The organism is Flavobacterium sp., from assembly GCF_035292545.1.
Lineage (GTDB): Bacteria > Bacteroidota > Bacteroidia > Flavobacteriales > Flavobacteriaceae > Flavobacterium.
Genome location: NZ_DATDPV010000046.1, coordinates 35,783 through 57,528, shown reverse-complemented (window position 1 = coordinate 57,528; position 21,746 = coordinate 35,783). Strand labels below are relative to the sequence as shown.

Genomic DNA, 21,746 nt, shown 5'->3' with positions numbered 1-21,746 from the left:
AAATTGTAGCTGAATTAGGCTTAGGTACTACCACATAGTTTCCTTTGATTGGTATCTTAATGATTGAATCTCCCTCTTTAAATTGGAATTCACCAGTAATATCTTGTTCACCAATATTTCCAGCTCCGAAAGAGAATTCAGTATGTCCAGCTTTCATGGCATCAGCTCCAAGAGATCTTCCATTTACAGTTACGGCATGTGCTTTTAAATTTGGATCTTTTTTTCCTAAAATAATTCTACCCGATACTGTTTCACCAGCAAAAAAAGCAGTTTTGTCCGGATCTACAATGGCTTCAAAAGCTGACAAAGATGCCGCTCTTTTTGCTCCTTCAAGGAACATACCAGACATAATTTCGTTTTCAGTTACTTTGATATCATTTTGTAATTGAGTCAATTTAGTAACCGATGCAATTAAAGGAAATCCTTCAAAATTGTATTTTAACCAGTCAATAGTTTTTCCTTCTTTTTTAGAAACTACAGGAGCTACAGAAAATCTTTTATCTAGTTTAACTTTCACTTCTTCAAGTAAATCACTACCTGCGATTTTTTTAACTTCGCTTAGGTAATTTTTAATTTTGTTTACAAATTCATCCCCTTTTTTGGTATTTCTATCACCTGAAAAGAATAATTCATCAATTGTAGCGGTCTTGTCCATTGCTTCAAAAGGTAAATTACCATCAGAATCTACTTTGTATTCTTTAGTAATTTGAGTTTTGATTCCAGCAACATAGTTATTAAAGTCTGCTGACAATGCCATGATTTTGGCAACTTTCTCTTTTTTAGCACCATACTGACCTGCTTGATTGGCAGCACGCTCCGATAATTGACCAAATAAATCAGTGTTATTTGAATCTAAAAGAGTATTTGAATCTGAAATTTTATTATTTAAGATACCAAAAGCCGATAATACTTCTTTTGACATATTTAATGCTAACATCGCGATGAAAACCAAGTACATTAGGTTAATCATCTTCTGTCTAGGGGTTAATTTTCCTCCTGCCATTTTTTCTAATTAGTTTGTATTGTTATTAAAATATTTTGTCCTTTTAAAATATAGTTAGAAACTAATTATCCTTTGATACTCATTGCAGAAAGCATACCTCCATAAACATTGTTCAATGAAGACAAGTTTGATGTTAATGATTGCATTTGATCTTTTAATTTTAAATTGTTCTCAGCAACTTCATTATTGATTTGTGCATTTTTAGAAGCACTTTCCAATTGAATTTTATACAATCCGTTTAACGACTCCATGTGTGAAGCAGCTAATGTTAATTCTTCACTGTATTTCTTTTGACCAGCCATTGCGTCAACTGTTGGAGCAATACCTTTTGCTGCTGATTCAAAGTTTTTAATGCTGTTTCCTAAGCTTGCCATTAATTCACCATCAATTTTAGCTTCTTTAAGCATCATGTCTAATTTTTGAGACAAAAGACCTTGAGCTTCTTTAGGCTCTTCTTTCTTAGCCTCTTTTCTCATTGCTTCTCCTCCAGCTAATTCTGGATAAACAAGAGACCAATCTAATTCATTGTCTGGTTTATCAAAAGCTGATAATCCAAAAATCAAAGCTTCCACACTAAGTCCAACAATAAGCATAAGACTCGCTCCTGGCCAGTGTTGTATTTTAAATAGAGCTCCAATAATTACTACTGCTGCCCCCATACCGTAGGCGAAATTCATTGTTGTTTTGCTTAATAATGCCATAATAATAAAAATTTAGTTAGTTAAGTTATATAAATAGATTGGTTTAATTTTTTCCTGGTGTGCCAGTTGTTTGAAGTCCCATATAATCCTGAACGGTTCTAAAACCGATGTAACTTCTTGCTGAATCTGCATATTCAAAATCACGAGTACTTACTTGCAAGAAGTAAGAAACATCTTTCCAAGAGCCACCTCTGGTAACTTTACGTTGGTTAGTGGCATCCTGAACATTTGGGTTCATTGTTGATACATACTCATATGCTGAAGCATCATAAGACGAATCCGTCCACTCAGCTACATTACCAGACATATTGTAAAGATTATATCCGTTTGGTTCATACGATTTAGCTTCTACAGTATACAAAGCCTGATCTGCGGCATAATCTCCCCTATTAGGTTTGAAGTTTGCCATAAAACATCCTCTGTCGTTTTTAGTATAAGGACCACCCCAAGGATAAGTCGCTGATTCTAAACCACCTCTTGCAGAATATTCCCATTCAGCTTCAGTTGGCAAACGGAAAGAGTTAATCAAATCTCTTCCTTTTTTCTTTTTAACATAAGAATTCTTATTCAAAGTTCTCCAGGCACAAAAAGCTTTAGCTTGTTTCCAGGTAACTCCAACTACAGGATATTCGCCATAAGCCTGATGCCAGAAATAATCGTTGTGCATTGGCTCATTATAAGAATATGCGAAGTCTTTAATCCAAGTTGTAGTATCAGGATAAACTTTTACTTGCTCAGTTTTTATGAAGTCTTTTCTCTTACCAACTTTTGCTTTAGCCGCAGCCTGAATATCCATCCAAGAATAACGGAATTTCAATTTATTCACATCAATAGTTCTTAAACCATTGTACGCTTCAGCTACTGGCAAATACATAGTATCCATAACTTCTGTATAAAACTCGTCTGGATACTTAGCCGTATCTTTAATTAATTTTACTTTCCTGTTCAATTTTCTACCCGCATATTGATCATCAGCCGTACCAACACTATAGTAATTTTCATACATATATTTATCGTAAGCAGTCATTTTTGCCGGATCTGCATCATTAAATGCAAAATCACCAATACTTCCACCTTTTCCAGATGTAGCTTTTCCATCTTTACCACTAGTCATTCCTTGCTCATCGGCTAAAATCGCCAAACGAACTCTCATCGTAGAATCTTTTACCCATTCCACAAACTGACGGTACTCGCTATTTGTAATTTCCGTTTCGTCCATATAGAAAGATCTAACGGTAACGGTTTTTGTAGGCGCGTCTTGAACATTGGCTAAATCGTCGTCCGATTTACCCATGATATATGAGCCTCCTGGTACTAATGTCATTCCAAAAGGTTTCTCAGGATGCCATTTCTTTCCTTTCACTCCTACCAATTCACCTTTATCGCTTGAACGACCGCAACTAATCAACAAAGTGAATATTGCTGTAAATGCAACGAACTTCTTCATATAAATCTGGGTTATGTATGTATTCTTATTTGAGGGCGTAAACCTATTTATTATTTTTATAAAAAACAATTAATTTTATAAAAAAAAGTTAACTAATCAGCCAACAATTGTTAAAAAACAATCACGAACTAATTTACACCAATATTTAAACTATATTTTTTCTTTGTGCTTTCCACCATCTTTCGGGCACTTCTTGGTTGCATGCACCCAAATACTCGTCGTATGAACATGGTAATAACGTATTTCTTCTTAATTTATTATGCCCATTTGAAATAAATGGTATTTCTATCCACCATCGGTCTGTTTTATTGCTCTTATAGAAAATTAATTCCTCTTCTTCTAACGGAATTATGTATTTGAGGTAATTTTCCTTATTTCCAAAAGGATATTCTTTTGATCGATAATGATACCCTTCTATAAAATACCAAATAATTTGCGCGATTAAAACCGATTCCTGTTTTGAATTATTCTGATTAAAAATGCCAAATAACGAAACTTTATCACTAATTCCTGCATATCTGGATAAAGAACAAATTTCTTTTCCGTTAAAACCATTAGGTGTAAAAGTAGTGAAATTTCCTGAATCTGATGATTTTACAGAATTTAAATCCACACTTACCAAATCCGCATCCCTAAAAACTGGCTCCGCAATGGCTATATTATTTGAAACTTCTCCTAATCTGTACCCGTCAAAAAACAATTTCTCCACTAAATCTATCTCTTCCTGAGAATTGTAATACGTTTGATATCCAATATTGCAATAATTAAAAAGATTATTCGGTTCCTCAATTATTATTTTAGTCAAATAAGAATCGGAAGAAATTTCTTCTTTTTCTTTCCCAAAATCAAATTTACTGTCGATTGAAACCAAATTGACCATTTGTTCCAAATCATCGTAGGCTCTGTACAACGCGTAAGTTAAATCTTGCGAACCTCCAATAACGATTGGGATAATCTTTTTCTTAATTAAACTCGAAACTACTTTCTTTAATGCAAAATAAGTATCACTAGTCGAATTTCCGGCATGGATATCTCCTAAATCTGCAATTGAAGCATCCCAATTACCTGGAAATAAACCATATAATTCTTTTCGGATATTACTCAAATCAATATCAGCAACCGCATTTTCATCACCACGATTCTCCAAAACACCGATTATTGCAATTTTAATCTTATTTAAATCCGGAAACTGTTCTTTGGTATGCAAGACAATTTTACTTCCCAAATGCTGCGAAGACAATCCTTCAATTACTTTAAGGACCTCATTGTTCAAAGGCTGTAAAAAATCAAATTCCATAGCTTATTTCTTTTTGGCTACTGCTTTCTTAACTACCGTTTTCTTCGCAACTGCTTTCTTCGCAGGTGTCTTTTTCGCCGGCGTTTTCTTGGCAATCATTTCTTTTACCTCATCTAAGGTCAGTTTTGCCGCATCAACCTCTTTAGGTAATTCAATCTTGATTTTACCTTTGGTAATCACCGAACGTCCCCAACGGGCTTTTTCAACCAGAATTCCTTCGTCTTCCCAATTGTGTAAAACCTTGTCGATATTCTTTTGCAATTTATCTTCAATTAATTCCTCCACATCGGATTGTGATAAATTATCGAAATTGTATTTTTTACTGACATTAATAAACAAACCGTCCCATTTGATGAAAGGACCGAAACGACCCACCCCTTTTTGAACGCCTTCTCCTTTATAAATTGCTATCGGCGCATCAGCCAAAGCTTTTTCGTCGATTAATTCCTGTGCTCTTTTGAAATCTACATCCAAGGGATTTTCTCCTTTTGGCAAAGAAACGAAAGCGGCTCCGTGACGAATGTAAGGACCGTAACGACCATTGCTTACCTCAACTTCTTCACCTTTGTATTCCCCAAGATTTTTTGGCAGTAAAAACAAGTTTAAAGTTTCCTCTAAAGTGATGTTTCCAATATTCTGATCCGACATCAAGCTGGCGAATTTTTTCTCCTCATCATCTGCTGCTCCAATCTGAGCCATAGGTCCAAATTTCCCTAAACGAACCGAAACCGGCTTTCCTGTTTTCGGATCTATTCCCAAAATTCTTTCACCGCTTTCGCGATCTGCATTGGCTTCGACATCTTTCACCGTTGGGTGAAATTTATCGTAGAATTCCTGCATCATTTTGGTCCATTCCATATTTCCTTCGGCAATTTCATCGAAATCCTGCTCTACTTTTGCCGTGAAATTATAATCTAATATGTTTCCGAAATTCTTAACCAGGAAATCGGTAACAATGGTTCCGATATCTGTAGGAACTAATTTTCCTTTATCCGAACCTGTATTTTCTTTTAGTACTTTCTCTGCTAATTTTCCTGATTGTAAGGTCAGTTGGGTATAATTTCTTTCCTGACCTTCAAGATTGCCTTTCTCAACATAATTTCGGTTGATGATGGTAGAAATCGTTGGCGCATACGTTGACGGACGACCAATTCCAAGTTCCTCTAATTTCTTCACCAAAGAAGCTTCGGTGTATCGTGCAGCCGGACGCGAATATCTTTCGGTTGCTGTAATATAATTGTTTTGTAATTTCTCGTTGACTTTCATCGCCGGCAACATGCCTTCTTGCTCTTCTTCATCGTCATCGTGACCTTCAAGATATACTTTTAGGAAACCTTCAAAAAGCAACACTTCGCCTGAGGCTGTAAATATTTCGTTGTGGTTGTTGGCTTCGATTTTAACATTGGTTCTTTCCAATAACGCATCACTCATTTGAGACGCTAAGGTTCTTTTCCAAATCAAATCGTATAAACGCGCTTGATCTCTGTCGATGTTTACCGTGTGACGCGACATATCCGTCGGACGGATGGCTTCGTGCGCTTCCTGCGCTCCTTTGCTTTTATTGACAAAAGTTCTGGGTTTAGAAAATTCCTTACCGTACGATTTGATGATTTCAGCCTGAGCCGCTTCCATCGCGTCTTTAGAAAGGTTCACACTATCCGTTCTCATGTAAGTGATTAGTCCGGCTTCGTATAAACGTTGTGCCAATTGCATTGTGATGCCTACCGGTAAGTACAATTTACGCGCGGCTTCCTGTTGTAAAGTCGAAGTCGTAAATGGTCCGGTTGGTGCTTTTTTGGTTGGTTTTGTTTCCAAATCCGCTACCTTATATATAGAACCTATATTTTTGTTTAAGAAATCTTCGGCTTCTTTTTTAGTGGCGAAGTTCTTTGGCAATTTTGCTTTGAATGTTTTTCCGGATTCGTTAGTGAATTCGGCCACAATCGAATAAGAAGCAACTGCTTTGAAGTTTTGAATTTCACGTTCACGTTCTACAATCAAACGTACCGAAACCGACTGTACACGTCCGGCAGAAAGTCCTCCTTTGATTTTTCTCCATAAAACAGGAGACAATTCATAACCCACCAATCGATCTAAAACACGGCGGGCTTGTTGTGCATTGACTAAATTATAATCTATTTCTCGTGGATTTTCTATTGCTTTTAAAATCGCCGTTTTAGTGATTTCGTGAAAAACAATTCTTTTGGTTTTGCTTTTATCCAGTTTTAATTCTTCGGCAAGATGCCATGAAATAGCTTCTCCCTCGCGATCCTCATCACTTGCTAACCAAACCATATCGGCATTTTTTGCCAGGGTTTTTAATTTGCTGACCAAGGCTTTTTTGTCGGGCGACACTTCATATTTGGGTTTGAAACCATGCTCTACATCTACACCTATCTCCTTGGAAGGCAAGTCGGCAATATGGCCATAACTTGATTCTACCTGGTACTCACTCCCTAAAAATTTCTCGATTGTTTTTGCCTTTGCAGGTGACTCCACGATCACTAAATTCTTTGCCATGTTGCTCTTGTTTGAGCCGCAAAAGTATATTTTTTTTTTAGATATTGTGCTTTTGTGTTTTTAAAAGTAAATTTTATCGATGAATGGCAGGTTTTAGATTGTTCCGAATTACATGAAGAAACAACGAATTAATTCAAAACAACAATGTAGCTTTATTATTGTATGTATAAGTTTATGCATCTATAGAGTAACTTCCTAGTATTCACTTAGTACCACCCATGCACAAAAAACATTAGGATTAACGAATAAATCTAAATAACGGCTGCATATCTATACATTTAACAGAAAAACATCACTGATTACACCAAATTATCCCAAAAGTATACTCAATTCATCTTTGCGCTTTGCATCACAAAATATGTGAATTTTGTTATAGATTATATTTCCTCATTAGTGCCAAAGAAAATCGGATGGCAGGATTTTAAATATCCCGAATCTTTGAAAACAAAAAATTAAATAAAAACAGGTATAAATAACCCTTTGAAGAGTCATTTATACCTGTTTTTATTTAAAGAAGACAGTCTTAAAAAAGAGCGTAGTGTATTTAGTTACTGCTTTTACCTCTTACAAGCGCAACTATTATTATTAAAAAAACTGCTCCACCTACAACCCACATCCACGGTTGTGCATACCACTCATCCCCTCCTTTATCTATATTCAAATTCACATCCACTGTTTTATCCTGGGCCCATAGCATACTTTGAGAAAAGAAAAGTGCGGCTATTGCTAAATACTTTTTTGAGATTCCTTTGGTGTTTAATAACTGTTTCATGTTGAATTGGTTTTAAATTAATGATAAATATAATACTAAGAATTTTTAAAACACAAAAATAAAGCTGTTTTTTTGCGAAAATGTTACACAATTAAACGCAATAGTTATATAATTCCTATTGTTTAATCTAAAAACATGAATATAATACCAAATGCCTGGAATGGATATTTTTCAATCAGGGCGAGCATTTCATTCAGACAATATTATACATCATTCATATTCTGTCTTTGTTTAAGTCGATTAAGTTGCGTTTGAAATGGTTGTTCCAAATTCCTAAGTTTAGGATTTTATATTTACAGACACGCCAATAATTTCTCCCTTAGCCCCGAGTGCAGTGGAAATCCTTTTTTCTCGTTTCTTTAACGAGAAAAAAGATTACAACGGAAAGCGGGAATTGCATTTCCTAAAAATGCCCGAGCCATTCGCTACTGAGAAGAATTCTAAAACATTGTTAATTCTTCATCTGACATCTTGTCACATTCATTCAAATAATAGTATCTTTGTCCGAGAAGAATTTTACACTTTTGAAAGTGACTTATGGAAAAGATTATTGAAGAAAGCAAGCAGGGCGAAAGTCTTGTTTTAGAATACAAACCAGAGAATACCAAGAAACTTTTTATAGAAAGTTACGGCTGCGCGATGAATTTTTCGGACAGCGAAATCGTGGCTTCCATCTTGTCGGCCAACGGTTATAATACGACACAAATATTGGAAGAAGCCGATTTGGTTTTGGTCAATACCTGTTCAATTCGCGATAAGGCGGAACAAACCGTTCGGAAGCGTCTGGAGAAATACAATGCGGTAAAACGTATTAATCCAAAAATGAAAGTGGGCGTTCTGGGCTGTATGGCCGAGCGTTTGAAAAGCCAGTTCCTCGAAGAAGAAAAAATTGTGGACCTTGTTGTGGGTCCTGATGCCTATAAAGATTTACCGAATTTATTGCAGGAAGTTGAAGAAGGTCGTGATGCGATTAACGTGATTTTGTCCAAAGATGAAACGTATGGCGATATTTCTCCAGTGCGGTTGATGAGCAACGGGATTACGGCTTTGGTTTCTATCACGCGGGGTTGTGACAATATGTGTACGTTTTGCGTGGTGCCTTTTACCCGCGGACGCGAACGAAGCAGAGAACCGCAAAGTATCATGGGAGAAATTCAGGATTTGTGGGACAAAGGATTTAAGGAAATCACGCTTTTGGGTCAGAATGTCGACAGTTATCTTTGGTATGGCGGCGGATTGAAAAAAGATTTCACCAATGCAACCGAAATGCAAAAAGCAACTGCTGTTGGTTTTGACCAGTTATTGGAAAACGTAGCAGTTACTTTTCCGAAAATGCGTATTCGTTTTTCGACATCGAATCCACAGGATATGCATGAAGAAGTTTTGCACGTGATTGCGAAATATCCAAATATTTGTAAGCACATTCACTTGCCGGTTCAATCGGGAAGCAACAGAATTTTAAAAGAAATGAATCGTTTGCACACTCGTGAAGAATACATGACCTTGATTGATAAAATCAGGACTATTATTCCAAACTGCTCGATTTCGCAAGATATGATTGCCGGTTTCCCTACTGAAACGGAAGAAGATCACCAAGACACCTTGAGTTTAATGGATTATGTAAAATATAATTTTGGTTATATGTATTCTTATTCTGAACGTCCGGGAACCTTGGCGGGAAGAAAAATGGAAGATGATGTGACCGAACCAACAAAAGCACGCAGATTGCAGGAAATTGTCGATTTACAACAAAAATACGCCTGGTTGCGCAGTGAAGAATTCATTGGACAAACCGTGGAAGTATTGGTGGAGAAAGTTTCAAAAAAATCAAAAGAAGAATTTTCGGGTAGAAATTCACAAAGCATTACCGTGGTTTTCCCGAAAGAAGATTATAAAATTGGGGATTTTGTGAATGTGAAAATTTTGAGTTGTACGAGCGGTACTTTGATTGGAGAAGCTGTGGGATTGAGTGAGATGAATTAAATAATAAATATTCATAAAGAAAAGTTCAAAATATGATTTCAAGAAAAAACATAATAATTGCCTTAATTACCTTTATAGTCACATTTGGGATTACATTCTCTATCATTAGAACTTATTTCCCTAAACATAAAGTTGAAGAAACAACTACCGTAAAAGACACAGTAGCAAAACCACAATAATAGATCACTACGAATAGAATATTTTAAATAAGAAAGGTTCAAAATTTAAAGTTTAAAGTGCTCTCGATTACTTTCAACCTTAAACAAAGAAAACTTTAAACATAAAAATATGGAATCCATACAAGCCATAAAACAACGCTTTGAGATTATCGGGAATGACCCGAAACTCAACCGTGCGATAGAAAAAGCCATTCAGGTTGCCCCTACCGACATTTCGGTATTGGTAGCCGGTGAAAGTGGTGTCGGAAAAGAAAGTATCCCAAAAATCATTCATTCACTTTCGCACAGAAAACACGGAAAATACATTGCCGTAAACTGTGGTGCGATTCCGGAAGGAACGATTGACAGCGAACTTTTCGGACACGAAAAAGGCTCTTTTACAGGTGCTACAGGAACCCGTGAAGGGTATTTTGAAGTAGCCGATGGCGGAACAATATTTTTAGATGAAGTCGGCGAATTGCCTTTGACAACACAAGTACGTTTGCTGCGTGTTTTGGAAAATGGCGAATTTATAAAAGTAGGTTCTTCGCAAGTACAGAAAACGAATGTGCGAATTGTGGCAGCAACCAATGTGAATCTATTTGATGCTATTGAAAAAGGAAAATTCCGTGAAGATTTGTATTATAGATTAAGTACGGTTGATATTACTTTGCCGCCTTTACGAGAACGAAAAGACGATATTCATTTATTGTTTAGAAAATTTGCTTCGGATTTTGGACATAAATATAAAATGCCGCCCATTAAATTAGAGGACAATGCAGTTCCGTTATTACAAAAATTCCGATGGAGCGGAAATATCCGTCAGCTTAGAAATGTGGCAGAACAAATTTCGGTTCTGGAGACCAATCGCGAAATTTCATTGGCTACTTTGCAATCCTATCTTCCTGCGGAAGGCAGTAATTTGCCATCGGTTATTAAAGATCGGAAAACTGATAGCGATTTTGGTACCGAAAGAGAAATTCTCTACAAAGTGCTTTTTGATATGAAAAGCGATTTAAATGATTTGAAGAAACTGACTTTGGAATTGATGCAAAGCGGAACATCAAAAGTGCAAGAAACCAATCAGCATCTAATCAAAAAAATATACGGCCAAAAAGAAAGAGACAGCGAAATCGACTTTGAAGAAGAACCAAGAGCTTCATTAATGGCTTCTTCGGATGAGGAAAATGATTTTGAAGATCAGAACGATAATTACCAGTTTGCCGAAACAATTGAGGAGGAAGAAGTCTTGCGTCTGGAACAAAAAGAAATCGAAATGATTAAAAAATCATTAGAAAAAAATAAAGGAAAACGTAAAGCAGCAGCAGATGAATTGGGGATTTCCGAGCGAACTTTATATCGTAAAATAAAACAATTTGATTTGTAAATCAAATGACAATTGAAAATGAATATCTTTGACCCGAGCGTTAGCGAACTGGCGAAGCAATTTTAAAATTTATAATGAAATACTTAAAATACATAACCGTAATATTACTGTTCTTAACGCTTAACAGTTGTTCAGTCTATAACTTTACAGGAACCGGAAAAATTGATGCCAAAACCTTTCAGGTGAATTATTTTCAAAATAACGCCACGTTGATTGAACCCGGAATCGAAAGAACCTTTACACTTCGACTTCAGGATTTAATTCAGAATCAAACCAATCTGAACCTGACCAATTCTGGCGGTGATTTACTATATGAAGGCGAAATTGTAGATTACAGAATCAGTCCGATGACTGCTACTGCCGATCAACGTGCGGCACAAAACCGACTCTCTATTACTGTAAATGTTAGATTTACAAATAAAAACAAGGAAGCAGACGATTTCGAGAAAAAATTTACTTTCTTTCATGATTATGATGGAAACGATCAATTGGTTGGAGCAAAATTAACCGAAGCACTGGATGTGATTTTTGAAAGAATAACACAAGATATTTTCAACGAATCACTCGCTAAATGGTAAAGTTGTCTATTTGATAATTGGGAAACACAGCAAATAAACGAATAAACCTGAAGAACGAATAAAATAAATGAACGTAACTGATTACACCTATTTAATCAACAGTCCCAATGCAGTTAATGAACAGCAGACGGTGGCTTTGGAAAAAATCGTGGCTGAATTCCCGTTTTTTCAAAGTGCAAGAGCTCTGCGATTGAAAGGATTGTACAATCAGGACAGTTTCAGATATAATTACGATTTAAAAATCACAGCTGCTCACACCACTGACAGAAGTGTGTTGTTTGATTTTATTACTTCTGATACTTTTACTGCAATTCATAAAAATTTATACCACGAAAAAGTAGCCGAAATTCATGATATTTTGGTTGTTGGAAGTGAAGTTGTTTTTTCGGAAGAGAAAATTATACCCAAAATAAATCCATTAGAGCAATCTATTTTGACTTCAATTAAGGAAGCATCACCAATTGCTGAACAAGAGATTATGATTCAAAAAGAAGAATCTATTGTCGAAATCACTGAAGATAAATTAGCCATCGGAAAACCTTTAGATTTTTCTAAAGAGGAAAAACATTCTTTTCAGGAGTGGTTACAATTGTCTAAAATTCAACCGATAGAAAGAGAAGATACACTGCTAAGCGACGAAAAATTTTCCGAAATAGATTTAGAAAAAAAGAAACAAATGGCATTAATTGACAAGTTTATTGAAACGAGTCCAAAAATTCCACCGGTTAAACAAGATGCACTTCCAAAAATGGTTTTTGAGCCTAGCAAAGAGGACAAATCCTATTTAATGACCGAAACTTTAGCGCGGGTTTATCTGGAACAAAAAAAATATCCAAAAGCAATTCAAGCTTATGAAATATTAATTTTGAAATATCCAGAAAAAATTACTTTCTTTGCAGACCGAATTTCGGATATTAAGATTTTACAACAAAACAATAAATAACAATGAGCACATTTTCAATTTTTCTAGTTTTAATAACAATCGTTTGTTTTCTTTTAATTGTAGTCATTATGGTTCAAAACCCTAAAGGTGGCGGATTGTCTTCATCGTTAGGTGGATCACAACAAATGGGTGGTGTTCAAAAAACCACAGATTTCTTAGATAAAAGTACTTGGACATTGGCAACTGTATTAATTGCTTTAATTTTATTATCAAGTTTAAGCTTCACAGGAGCTTTGAGCGATACCGATTCGAAGATTATCGATAATACACAAACTGCGGCTCCAAAAACAGCAACTCCGGAACCTGTACAACCTGCAACAACTCCAACTGAAGCTACTCCAGTTCAGGCTGCACCTGTTGAAAGTGCCCCAGAAAAAAAATAATTTCACTTCAAAATATACAAAATGCCAGCCTGACAATGCTGGCATTTTTTTTAAGCAAAATTGTCAGTTTTTATCCATTGGCATAATTTCTGAAATCAGGTTATGCATTAAATTAATTGTAACAAAAAACATATAGTATTATGGCTTTAAACATTAAACCGCTTTCAGACCGTGTTCTTATTGAACCTATTGCTGCTGAAACCCAAACGGCTTCCGGAATTTTCATTCCTGACACTGCCAAAGAGAAACCACAAAAAGGAACTGTTGTTGCCGTTGGAAATGGTACAAAAGACCATACAATGACTGTGAAAATCGGAGATAGTGTCCTTTACGGAAAATACGCCGGTACAGAATTGAAACTGGAAGGAACAGATTATTTGATCATGAGAGAAGATGATATTTTAGCCATTATCTAAAATCGAATCAACCTATTAACGAATCAACAAATAAACATAAAATGGCAAAAGATATAAAATTTGATATAGAAGCACGTGACGGATTAAAACGCGGTGTGGATGCATTGGCAAATGCAGTAAAAGTAACCCTGGGACCAAAAGGACGTAATGTAATTATTGGAAAATCTTTTGGCGGACCAACCGTTACTAAAGATGGGGTTACCGTTGCAAAAGAAATTGAATTGAAAGACCCTTTAGAAAATATGGGTGCTCAAATGGTAAAAGAAGTAGCTTCTAAAACCAATGATTTAGCAGGAGACGGAACAACAACTGCTACAGTTTTAGCTCAGGCAATCGTAAAAGAAGGTTTGAAAAACGTAGCGGCCGGAGCCAATCCAATGGACTTGAAAAGAGGAATTGACAAGGCTGTTGAAGCTATTGTAGCTGATTTAGCAAAACAAGCAAAAGTAGTAGGAAGTGATTCTGAAAAAATAAAACAAATTGCTTCTATCTCTGCAAATAACGACGAAGTGATTGGTGAGTTAATCGCTAATGCTTTCGCCAAAGTAGGAAAAGAAGGAGTGATTACCGTAGAAGAAGCCAAAGGAACTGATACTTTTGTTGATGTTGTGGAAGGAATGCAATTTGACAGAGGGTATTTATCTCCTTATTTTGTTACCAATCCGGAGAAAATGGAAGTAGAATTGGAAAATCCTTACATCCTTTTGTATGACAAAAAAGTATCTTCTTTAAAAGAATTACTACCGGTTTTAGAACCAGTAGCACAATCAGGAAAACCATTATTGATTATCGCAGAAGATGTTGATGGCGAAGCTTTATCAACATTGGTTGTAAATAAATTACGTGGCGCCTTAAAAATCGCTGCTGTAAAAGCACCAGGCTTCGGAGACAGAAGAAAAGCGATGTTAGAAGATATTGCTATCTTAACAGGCGGAACTGTAATTTCAGAAGAAAGAGGCTACACGTTGGAAAACACCACACTCGAAATGCTAGGAACTGCAAAAAGAGTGACTATCGACAAAGACAATACCACTGTTGTTAGTGGCGCTGGTGAAGCTGATATGATTAAAAATCGTGTCAATCAAATCAAAGGTCAAATGGAAGCTTCGACTTCTGATTACGACAAAGAAAAATTGCAGGAACGTTTGGCTAAATTAGCCGGTGGAGTTGCTGTTCTTTATGTTGGTGCTGCTTCTGAAGTAGAAATGAAAGAGAAAAAAGACAGAGTTGACGATGCGCTTCACGCTACTCGTGCTGCTGTAGAAGAAGGAATTGTTGCCGGTGGAGGTGTTGCTTTGTTAAGAGCTAAAAACGTCTTAAAAGATTTAAAAGCTGACAATGCTGATGAAGCTACAGGAATTCAAATTATTTCTCGTGCCGTAGAAGCTCCTTTGAGAACTATTGTTGAAAATGCAGGTCTTGAAGGTTCTGTAGTAGTAGCAAAAGTGGCTGAAGGAAAAGGTGATTTTGGTTACAATGCAAAAACCGACGAATATGTAGACATGCTAAAAGCCGGAATTATCGATCCTAAAAAAGTGACTCGCGTTGCCTTGGAAAATGCCGCATCAGTTGCCGGAATGATTTTGACTACTGAATGTGCCTTGGTAGAAATTAAAGAAGAGAACGGTGGCGGAAACCCAATGGGTGGCGGAATGCCAGGAATGATGTAATACTTTTTTATTAAAAATATAAGAAAAACCCGAAGTATCTCTTTGGGTTTTTTTATATTTATACTCTAAAAAAAACCACATACTTATCCAAAATTATGAAAATTCAAAAAAAACTTTTTAATTTATTCTTGACTGTATTCGCTTTTTTTACAATTCAAAACATTCAATCACAATCAATTGAAGAAAAAATAGCCAATATTACCAGTCAATATTTTGAATTGGATAGAGAAAATTTTCACATTCAATTCAATAAAAGCATTTATTTAACAAATGAAAGTATCTGGTTTAAAGGCTTTGTATATGACAAAAAAAATAACATCCCAAATACAGAAACCACAAATATATATGTCATTTTATTTAATCCTGAAGGAAAAAAATTAGACACTAAATTGTTTTTTGCCGAAAATGGCGTCTTTCAAGGTGATTTTAAATTAAACAATAGCCTGAAATCAGGAAAATATTATTTACAGGTTTATACTAATTGGAGCAATAATTTTCATGAAGACGAGTCCTCTATTTTCAGAGTTAAAATCATCAATAGTAATGAAGGGGAAATTGCTTATGTGGCTTCCGATCCAAAAATAGAATTTCATCCAGAAGGCGGTATTTTTTTGGAAGGAATTAACAACACCATCGGAATCTCTGTAATGGATTGCAATAATGAAGGCTTATCTATTGCAGAAGCTAAAGTGATCAATGAAAAAGGAGAAGAAATCTCAAGTTTTCAGACCAATGCTTTTGGCTATGGCAAATTTGAAATAATGCGGGCCAGAAAAGAAAACTATAAAATTGTTTTCACTTATAATAATAATAAAATTGAGAAATTCCTTCCTTTACCGCAAGAAAATGGAACATTATTACTTGTAAACAATTTTTCAAATGAGGCTAAAACCTTTGTTTCGATAAGAACAAATGAGCAATCCAAAAGAAATTTGATTGGAAAAAATCTTTATCTCACAGTGAATCAAAATGACAGAATCAATATCGTGAATTTTCAAATAAATGAAAATGACCATCCCATAATTCTGTCAAATAAAGATTTATTTGATGGGATAAATGTTTTGAGAATCATTGATGAAAATTTAAATCAGCTCAATGAGCGAATTATTTATAAATCTCATAAAAATAATTTTGAACTTAATCTGGAAGTTTTCAAAAAAAAATCAGACAGCATTCAAATTAATGGCATATCAACTTCTTCAAATATAAAATTAGGCATTTCCATTTTACCGGAAGGGACCATTTGCTCCAACAATGAAAGTACAATTTTCAGCTCTTTGCTGCTAAATCCTTATTTGAAAAACAGTATTCCTAATAGTAATTATTTTTTTGAAAATCCTTCAAAGAGGAAATATTTTGATTTAGATCTCATTTTGTTGAACCAAAAAATAAGCAAGTATGAATGGGAAGCAATGAAAAAAATACCTATTGTTAAATATCCGTTTAACAAAGGACTTACATTAAAAGGGATAATTAACGAAACATTGGATGACAGGAAAAAATACAAAGTCCAGTTATTTTCATTTGTAGAAGGAATTAATGAATTAGCGGACATTAAAGAAAACAATGAATTCTACTTCAATAACTTTATCGCCAGTGATTCTTTAAAAGTTAATTTCACACTCGTGAAAAATGGAGAAAAATACAAAGAGTTGAATTACTACCCGCAAATCATCAACAACGACAAACCTTTCCTTAAATCTTTAGAAATCAAGAACAGCACTTGTAATCAAAATCAAACCAAGAATATTAATCCTGTACAAATTGATATTCCAACTTTAAAAGATGCTATCCAATTAAATGATATAAGTATAATTAGCGAACCTAAAAAACCGGTTTTAACCAATCAAGATAAATTTGGAAACAGCATGTCAAGAGGGTACAAAATAGCAGATGGTGATTATAAAATGTACAGCAATGTAATTCAATTCATTGCCGCACATGGATTTGATGCCGCTAGTCAAGCCGGAACAGTGTATATAAAAGGACGGACTCGAATATCGATTACAAGACCAAATATTCCATCGGTGTTTTTAGACGACGTTCAAATCTATGATTTTGACATACTTGACAATTTTTCCTTAAAATTTATCAATGAAATTTTCATAAATAAAAACGGCACAAACATTCAGTCGACCGGATCCGGCGTTATTAAAATTTATACAAACAAAGATTACAGAGCAGTTCCGAGAAAATCAAAATCAAAATCATTCTTAATCAAAAATGCATTTGCTGCTGAAAACATCTTCATAATGCCCGAATATGAATCTTTTGACAGTAATGGATTTAATAAATATGGCACCATTTTTTGGGAAGGCAATATTGAAAATGAAGGCAGTGTTGTTAAATTATCTATTCCAAATCTTAATCAAAAAAGTGTAAAAATCTTAATTGAAGGAATTTCGGCAGACGGAAAATTTATCTCCGAAGTTAAGACCCTTTCTTTAGAATAGTCCTCTCTAAAAATTAATCTTTTTCTTTAAACATATGACCAAACTTTTTAGGTTAAATAAAAAAACCCGTTCACAATGTGAACGGATTTTTTTATTTATGAAACTATTTCTTTATTCTTGTTTTTCTTCTTCCTTTTTTTGTTCTTCCAATCCTTCTTCCACTACTACTGGGAGTTTCTTGGCAAACTTATAAATAACTGGTAAAATAGTGATTGCAACCAAACCTATTACAATCAATTCGATGTGTTCTTTCAAATCTATTTGATACTTTTCAAGTAAAAAACCATACAAATAATGTCCAGCGAAAATTAAAGTGAATGACCAAAGAAAAGAACTTACAACATTGTAAAACATGAATTTCTTTTTCTCCATAGTCACAATTCCGGCAACTATTGGGGCGAAAGTTCTAAAGATTGGTAAGAATCTTGCAAAAATAATGGCTCTTCCTCCGTGTTTTTCAAAGAAATCTTTTGATTGAATAAGGTATTTTTTCTTAAACCAAAAAGTATCTTCCTTGTTGTATAAATAATAACCACTCTTTGAACCAAACCAATATCCTACGATATTCCCCAATATTCCAGCCACAGCTACCAACGTTGACAAAACTGTAACATTTAGGAAATCACTTCCAAGAATCATTACATTTTCCATCAACTCCCGGTTATAAATTCCCGCTAAAAAAAGCAGACTGTCGCCCGGTAAAAAAAAGCCGGCAAATAGTCCGGTTTCAGCAAATACAATAAATAAGACTATATAAATTCCTAATTTTATACCATTGACATCAAAGTGAATATAAAAAAGAGGATCAATCAAATTCTTCCAGTCAAAATCGTTCATTCTATGGGGTTTTATGCTTAAATTATTCGTGCGTGAAAGTACGGATAATTTACCTTAACCGCAATTTATTGCCTTCACTTTAAAGTTTAATTAACTATTTGAAGTAAAAAATCAATATTTCGAAAATCTTGATGCAATTTTATCAAATTTTACTATTGGTTGTTATAACAATATTTAAACACGCAATATCTTTTCTATGAATCATCGGAATTTTTGAATTTATCAGAGTTATCTAATTTCAAAAAAAAAGCCCAAAATTTTCATTTTGGGCTTTTAAATTATTTCCTTTCATATTGACAGCAAGTATGAAGATTATCATAATCTGCTTGTGTCGCTTTTGCCTCGTCGGTATCATGACCAGCTTTTGCAATCTCATTTTTAATATTAAGAGTAGAAGTCTTTTCTTCATTTACTATTAAATTCAGGTTTTGAGTTTCAATACTCCAAACTGCCGATTTTACTCCGGGAACCGAATAGGCTGCTTTTTCGATACGCTTTTTGCACATGTCACAGTTTCCACTTACCTGAAATTCCACTTTGGCATTTTTATTCTTTTTTTCTTGTGCTTGAGTTGTAAATCCAACAAATATCAGCAACATTACGATTATTATATTTTTCATAATTTGATATATTTAAAAATTATTTGATTTTAAAACGCAATCCGGCATAATACATTTGTCCAAAAACCGGCGCATAGATTATTGATGTATCAAAAGTAGGGCCAAATGGGTTTTCGCTACCAAGAATTGCTTTATCCTGTTTATAATTCCCAATGTTTTCCCCTCCAACGTAGACTTCAAAAGTAGAAGAAAAAGTTCGGGTTACCTGTGCATTCATCACAGAAAATGACGGAGAAAATTCAGGTAATCTGTCTGCTTCCGGATTTGTTGATGTATTGGGTAACTGTTGTTCTCCTAACCAGTTAAAGGTATAATCGAATTTCCATTGTTTTCCTTTTTCTGCAATATGCGTTTCATACCCTAAATTTCCAAAAAAACGATGTTTCGCCTGTAAAGGTCTTTGATAAGTTCCTGATAAATAATCCGTTTGAATATCATAGTATTTGTAAGCGGTTCTCAAATTGAAATGTTTCATCAATTCATAATTGAATTCGATTTGCAAACTATTTGCATAGGATTTTCCATCCAAATTATAAAACAAAACCTGTTGTGGACTTTGCATCAAATCAACTACCGCCTGATTCTGAAAATCGGTTCTGTAGAAATCGAAACCCACATCTGCAGTTCTATTAAATAAAATAAAACCCTGCATAAAACTTAAACCGTAATTCCAAGCAATTTCAGGATTCAGACCGTATATTTTTCCATTGGTATCCAGAATATCAAACGTTCTTGAACTGGCGAAAAGCTGTTGGTTTTCGGCAAAAATATTGGCGTTTCGTTTTCCTCTTCCGGCAGAAAATCTTAAAACTCCTTTCTCCCAGGGATTGTATCTCGCGTGTAATCTTGGCGTTATAAAAGTCCCCAAACGGTTGTGATTGTCAATTCTTCCTCCAAGAACTAAACTGAAATTATCGGTATTATCATAGGTATATTCAAAAAAAGCACCTACCGAATTATCTATTCTGCTAAAATCACTCACGTTGACGAATTCATCATACTGATCATACGTGAAATTCAAGCCTGTAGCGAACTTATGCATCGTATTACTGATAATTGAATTGAAAATCAGATTCGAATAGTAACTTTTTTGTTTGATATTGTATTGGTTCAAACCAAAATAAGAGCCTTGGTCATGGCTGTTAAAAGCATTTTGAAAACCAATGCTTTGATAAGGCATATCCGGAAAAACATAACCTAATTTAGTCGAAACATCAAAGCGTTCCGTATTGATTTCGGAACCCCAATAATTGGTTGTGCCTTTATCTCTGTCCGGATCGAAATCCAGTTCTCCGGTTTGCTTTTTGTCATTCATATACCGAAAATTGATAAAACTCACCCACCCTTTTTCGGCATTGGTATATTGCCAACGGTTTAAAACATTGATTTGTTTTGCCAAAGGATTATCAAGAAAACCGTCATCGTTCATATCGTTTTTAGAAACTCTGGTGTTTCCGTGAACGAACAAACTACTACTCCATTTGTCCGAAATTTTCTTATTGAAATGGGTGTTTAATTCAAATCGGGAATCTGTAGAACCGTAGACATTCAGGAAAAACGGAATGTCATTTACCGGTTTTATCAATTCGGTATTGATTTGTCCCGAAATACTTTCGAAACCATTCACCACCGAGCCTGCGCCTTTGGTGATCTGTATACTTTCAACCCAGGTTCCAGGCGTAAATGATAATCCATACGCTTGGGAAGCGCCACGAACCGAAGGGATATTTTCTTCGGTAATCATCAAATAGGGACTGGTTAAACCGAGCATTTTGATTTGCTTCGTTCCGGTCAGTGCGTCCGAAAAATTGACGTCTATCGAAGGATTGGTCTCAAAACTTTCGGCAAGATTGCAACAGGCAGCTTTAAGCAATTCTTTGCTTGTTAATATGGTCGTATTTGCCGTTGTGGTATATGATTTTTTTAAACTTTTACGACTGGCTTCCACTTTCACCGCTTGCAACGTATCTTGCGCAAAAGACTGGAAAAGAGAAAACAAGCACACTAAAAGTATTGAAATTTGTTTTTGCATAAAAATGATTTTAATGTTTTTAAAAAGAAATTTTAAACCGCAAAAAAGAACGATTTAACTTTTACAAAACATTAGAATCAGGCGTAGAAAATATATTGATGGTATAATTTGAAAAACGGAGGCGCATTCGCATCACAAAAATACGAAGTGATTTGACTGCTTTTGAAATTTGGAATTGAAGAAAAAACAACCGGTTTCCATTCTTCAATTAAAAAAGGAATATCTAAATGAAATGAGAATATTTTTATAACTGAATCATCCGCTTTGTCCTGAAGATTAACCACTTTGTCTTTGCAACAGCTTTCGTGCGATTTTGCTTTTTCAGCACAACATTTTTTTTCTGCAGGCTGAACCGGCATCTCACAAATCTCACTTTTTGAAAAAACAGAAGAAACAGATGATATTTTTCCTTCACAAAAATGCACATTAAATGCTATTCCTGAATTGGAAACCAACAGGAAAAATGCCAGAATGAAACTAATGTGCTTTTTGAATTTCATTTTGCAAAAGTAATCATTTAATGAACTTATAAAATCAAATTCCTGT

General features: G+C 34.9%; 18 protein-coding genes. 8 read left to right on the top strand and 10 right to left on the bottom strand.

Annotated features, from left to right (window positions below):
• The 6 genes from gldM to VI621_RS08105 form a co-directional block, all read right to left on the bottom strand.
• Window positions 1–1,003, bottom strand: a 1,003-nt coding sequence (gene gldM, locus VI621_RS08130) for a gliding motility protein GldM (protein WP_324217881.1), incomplete at its 3' end; no start/stop codon positions are given.
• Window positions 1,004–1,068: 65 nt separating this feature from the next.
• Window positions 1,069–1,704 (bottom strand): gliding motility protein GldL, encoded by a 636-nt coding sequence (gene gldL, locus VI621_RS08125; RefSeq protein ID WP_324217880.1) that lies wholly within the window; start codon window positions 1,702–1,704, stop codon window positions 1,069–1,071.
• A gap of 43 nt (window positions 1,705–1,747) precedes the next feature.
• Window positions 1,748–3,151, bottom strand: coding sequence for a gliding motility lipoprotein GldK (gene gldK / locus VI621_RS08120; protein WP_324217879.1), 1,404 nt, complete (start codon window positions 3,149–3,151; stop codon window positions 1,748–1,750).
• 145 nt (window positions 3,152–3,296) lie between these two features.
• Window positions 3,297–4,448 (bottom strand): formimidoylglutamase, encoded by a 1,152-nt coding sequence (locus VI621_RS08115; protein ID WP_324217878.1) that lies wholly within the window; start codon window positions 4,446–4,448, stop codon window positions 3,297–3,299.
• Between the two features lie 3 nt (window positions 4,449–4,451).
• Entirely contained in the window at window positions 4,452–6,968 is a 2,517-nt protein-coding gene (topA, locus tag VI621_RS08110; protein ID WP_324217877.1) for a type I DNA topoisomerase, read from the bottom strand.
• Between the two features lie 544 nt (window positions 6,969–7,512).
• Window positions 7,513–7,740 (bottom strand): hypothetical protein, encoded by a 228-nt coding sequence (locus VI621_RS08105; protein ID WP_324217876.1) that lies wholly within the window; start codon window positions 7,738–7,740, stop codon window positions 7,513–7,515.
• A gap of 537 nt (window positions 7,741–8,277) precedes the next feature.
• On the opposite strand from VI621_RS08105, the gene miaB reads away from it, so the two are divergent.
• The 8 genes from miaB (at window position 8,278) to VI621_RS08065 (ending at window position 17,711) form a co-directional block, all read left to right on the top strand.
• Complete coding sequence (gene miaB / locus VI621_RS08100; protein WP_324217875.1) at window positions 8,278–9,723, top strand: tRNA (N6-isopentenyl adenosine(37)-C2)-methylthiotransferase MiaB; 1,446 nt, start codon at window positions 8,278–8,280, stop codon at window positions 9,721–9,723.
• A 288-nt stretch (window positions 9,724–10,011) separates the two neighbouring features.
• A complete protein-coding gene (locus VI621_RS08095) occupies window positions 10,012–11,268 on the top strand; it encodes a sigma-54 interaction domain-containing protein (protein WP_324217874.1) in 1,257 nt (418 codons plus the stop codon).
• 74 nt (window positions 11,269–11,342) lie between these two features.
• Entirely contained in the window at window positions 11,343–11,846 is a 504-nt protein-coding gene (locus VI621_RS08090) for an LptE family protein (RefSeq protein WP_324217873.1), read from the top strand.
• A 67-nt stretch (window positions 11,847–11,913) separates the two neighbouring features.
• Complete coding sequence (locus VI621_RS08085; protein WP_324217872.1) at window positions 11,914–12,789, top strand: tetratricopeptide repeat protein; 876 nt, start codon at window positions 11,914–11,916, stop codon at window positions 12,787–12,789.
• 2 nt (window positions 12,790–12,791) lie between these two features.
• Window positions 12,792–13,172, top strand: coding sequence for a preprotein translocase subunit SecG (gene secG / locus VI621_RS08080; protein ID WP_324217871.1), 381 nt, complete (start codon window positions 12,792–12,794; stop codon window positions 13,170–13,172).
• Between the two features lie 140 nt (window positions 13,173–13,312).
• Window positions 13,313–13,588, top strand: coding sequence for a co-chaperone GroES (locus tag VI621_RS08075; protein ID WP_324217870.1), 276 nt, complete (start codon window positions 13,313–13,315; stop codon window positions 13,586–13,588).
• Window positions 13,589–13,629: 41 nt separating this feature from the next.
• Window positions 13,630–15,258 carry a chaperonin GroEL gene (gene groL, locus VI621_RS08070; protein WP_324217869.1) on the top strand — a complete coding sequence of 543 codons (1,629 nt, stop codon included), beginning with the start codon at window positions 13,630–13,632 and terminating at the stop codon, window positions 15,256–15,258.
• Window positions 15,259–15,353: 95 nt separating this feature from the next.
• Complete coding sequence (locus VI621_RS08065; RefSeq protein WP_324217868.1) at window positions 15,354–17,711, top strand: MG2 domain-containing protein; 2,358 nt, start codon at window positions 15,354–15,356, stop codon at window positions 17,709–17,711.
• Window positions 17,712–17,822: 111 nt separating this feature from the next.
• Here the strand turns inward: VI621_RS08065 and VI621_RS08060 are convergent, their stop codons facing one another.
• The 4 genes from VI621_RS08060 to VI621_RS08045 form a co-directional block, all read right to left on the bottom strand.
• Complete coding sequence (locus VI621_RS08060; RefSeq protein WP_324217867.1) at window positions 17,823–18,548, bottom strand: DedA family protein; 726 nt, start codon at window positions 18,546–18,548, stop codon at window positions 17,823–17,825.
• A 278-nt stretch (window positions 18,549–18,826) separates the two neighbouring features.
• Entirely contained in the window at window positions 18,827–19,168 is a 342-nt protein-coding gene (locus VI621_RS08055) for a heavy-metal-associated domain-containing protein (RefSeq protein ID WP_324217866.1), read from the bottom strand.
• A 19-nt stretch (window positions 19,169–19,187) separates the two neighbouring features.
• Window positions 19,188–21,200: a TonB-dependent receptor plug domain-containing protein gene (locus VI621_RS08050; RefSeq protein WP_324217865.1), complete on the bottom strand. Its 2,013-nt coding sequence runs from the start codon at window positions 21,198–21,200 to the stop codon at window positions 19,188–19,190.
• A 77-nt stretch (window positions 21,201–21,277) separates the two neighbouring features.
• Window positions 21,278–21,700 carry an HYC_CC_PP family protein gene (locus VI621_RS08045; protein WP_324217864.1) on the bottom strand — a complete coding sequence of 141 codons (423 nt, stop codon included), beginning with the start codon at window positions 21,698–21,700 and terminating at the stop codon, window positions 21,278–21,280.
• Window positions 21,701–21,746: the final 46 nt, after the last annotated feature.

What these genes read in the sequence shown, in the direction of transcription:
- gldL (WP_324217880.1), bottom strand. Translation starts at nt 1,704, where the DNA reads ATGGCATTATTAAGCAAAACAACAATGAATTTCGCCTACGGTATGGGG.
- gldK (WP_324217879.1), bottom strand. Translation starts at nt 3,151, where the DNA reads ATGAAGAAGTTCGTTGCATTTACAGCAATATTCACTTTGTTGATTAGT.
- VI621_RS08115 (WP_324217878.1), bottom strand. Translation starts at nt 4,448, where the DNA reads ATGGAATTTGATTTTTTACAGCCTTTGAACAATGAGGTCCTTAAAGTA.
- topA (WP_324217877.1), bottom strand. Translation starts at nt 6,968, where the DNA reads ATGGCAAAGAATTTAGTGATCGTGGAGTCACCTGCAAAGGCAAAAACA.
- VI621_RS08105 (WP_324217876.1), bottom strand. Translation starts at nt 7,740, where the DNA reads ATGAAACAGTTATTAAACACCAAAGGAATCTCAAAAAAGTATTTAGCA.
- miaB (WP_324217875.1), top strand. Translation starts at nt 8,278, where the DNA reads ATGGAAAAGATTATTGAAGAAAGCAAGCAGGGCGAAAGTCTTGTTTTA.
- VI621_RS08095 (WP_324217874.1), top strand. Translation starts at nt 10,012, where the DNA reads ATGGAATCCATACAAGCCATAAAACAACGCTTTGAGATTATCGGGAAT.
- VI621_RS08090 (WP_324217873.1), top strand. Translation starts at nt 11,343, where the DNA reads ATGAAATACTTAAAATACATAACCGTAATATTACTGTTCTTAACGCTT.
- VI621_RS08085 (WP_324217872.1), top strand. Translation starts at nt 11,914, where the DNA reads ATGAACGTAACTGATTACACCTATTTAATCAACAGTCCCAATGCAGTT.
- secG (WP_324217871.1), top strand. Translation starts at nt 12,792, where the DNA reads ATGAGCACATTTTCAATTTTTCTAGTTTTAATAACAATCGTTTGTTTT.
- VI621_RS08075 (WP_324217870.1), top strand. Translation starts at nt 13,313, where the DNA reads ATGGCTTTAAACATTAAACCGCTTTCAGACCGTGTTCTTATTGAACCT.
- groL (WP_324217869.1), top strand. Translation starts at nt 13,630, where the DNA reads ATGGCAAAAGATATAAAATTTGATATAGAAGCACGTGACGGATTAAAA.
- VI621_RS08065 (WP_324217868.1), top strand. Translation starts at nt 15,354, where the DNA reads ATGAAAATTCAAAAAAAACTTTTTAATTTATTCTTGACTGTATTCGCT.
- VI621_RS08060 (WP_324217867.1), bottom strand. Translation starts at nt 18,548, where the DNA reads ATGAACGATTTTGACTGGAAGAATTTGATTGATCCTCTTTTTTATATT.
- VI621_RS08055 (WP_324217866.1), bottom strand. Translation starts at nt 19,168, where the DNA reads ATGAAAAATATAATAATCGTAATGTTGCTGATATTTGTTGGATTTACA.
- VI621_RS08050 (WP_324217865.1), bottom strand. Translation starts at nt 21,200, where the DNA reads ATGCAAAAACAAATTTCAATACTTTTAGTGTGCTTGTTTTCTCTTTTC.
- VI621_RS08045 (WP_324217864.1), bottom strand. Translation starts at nt 21,700, where the DNA reads ATGAAATTCAAAAAGCACATTAGTTTCATTCTGGCATTTTTCCTGTTG.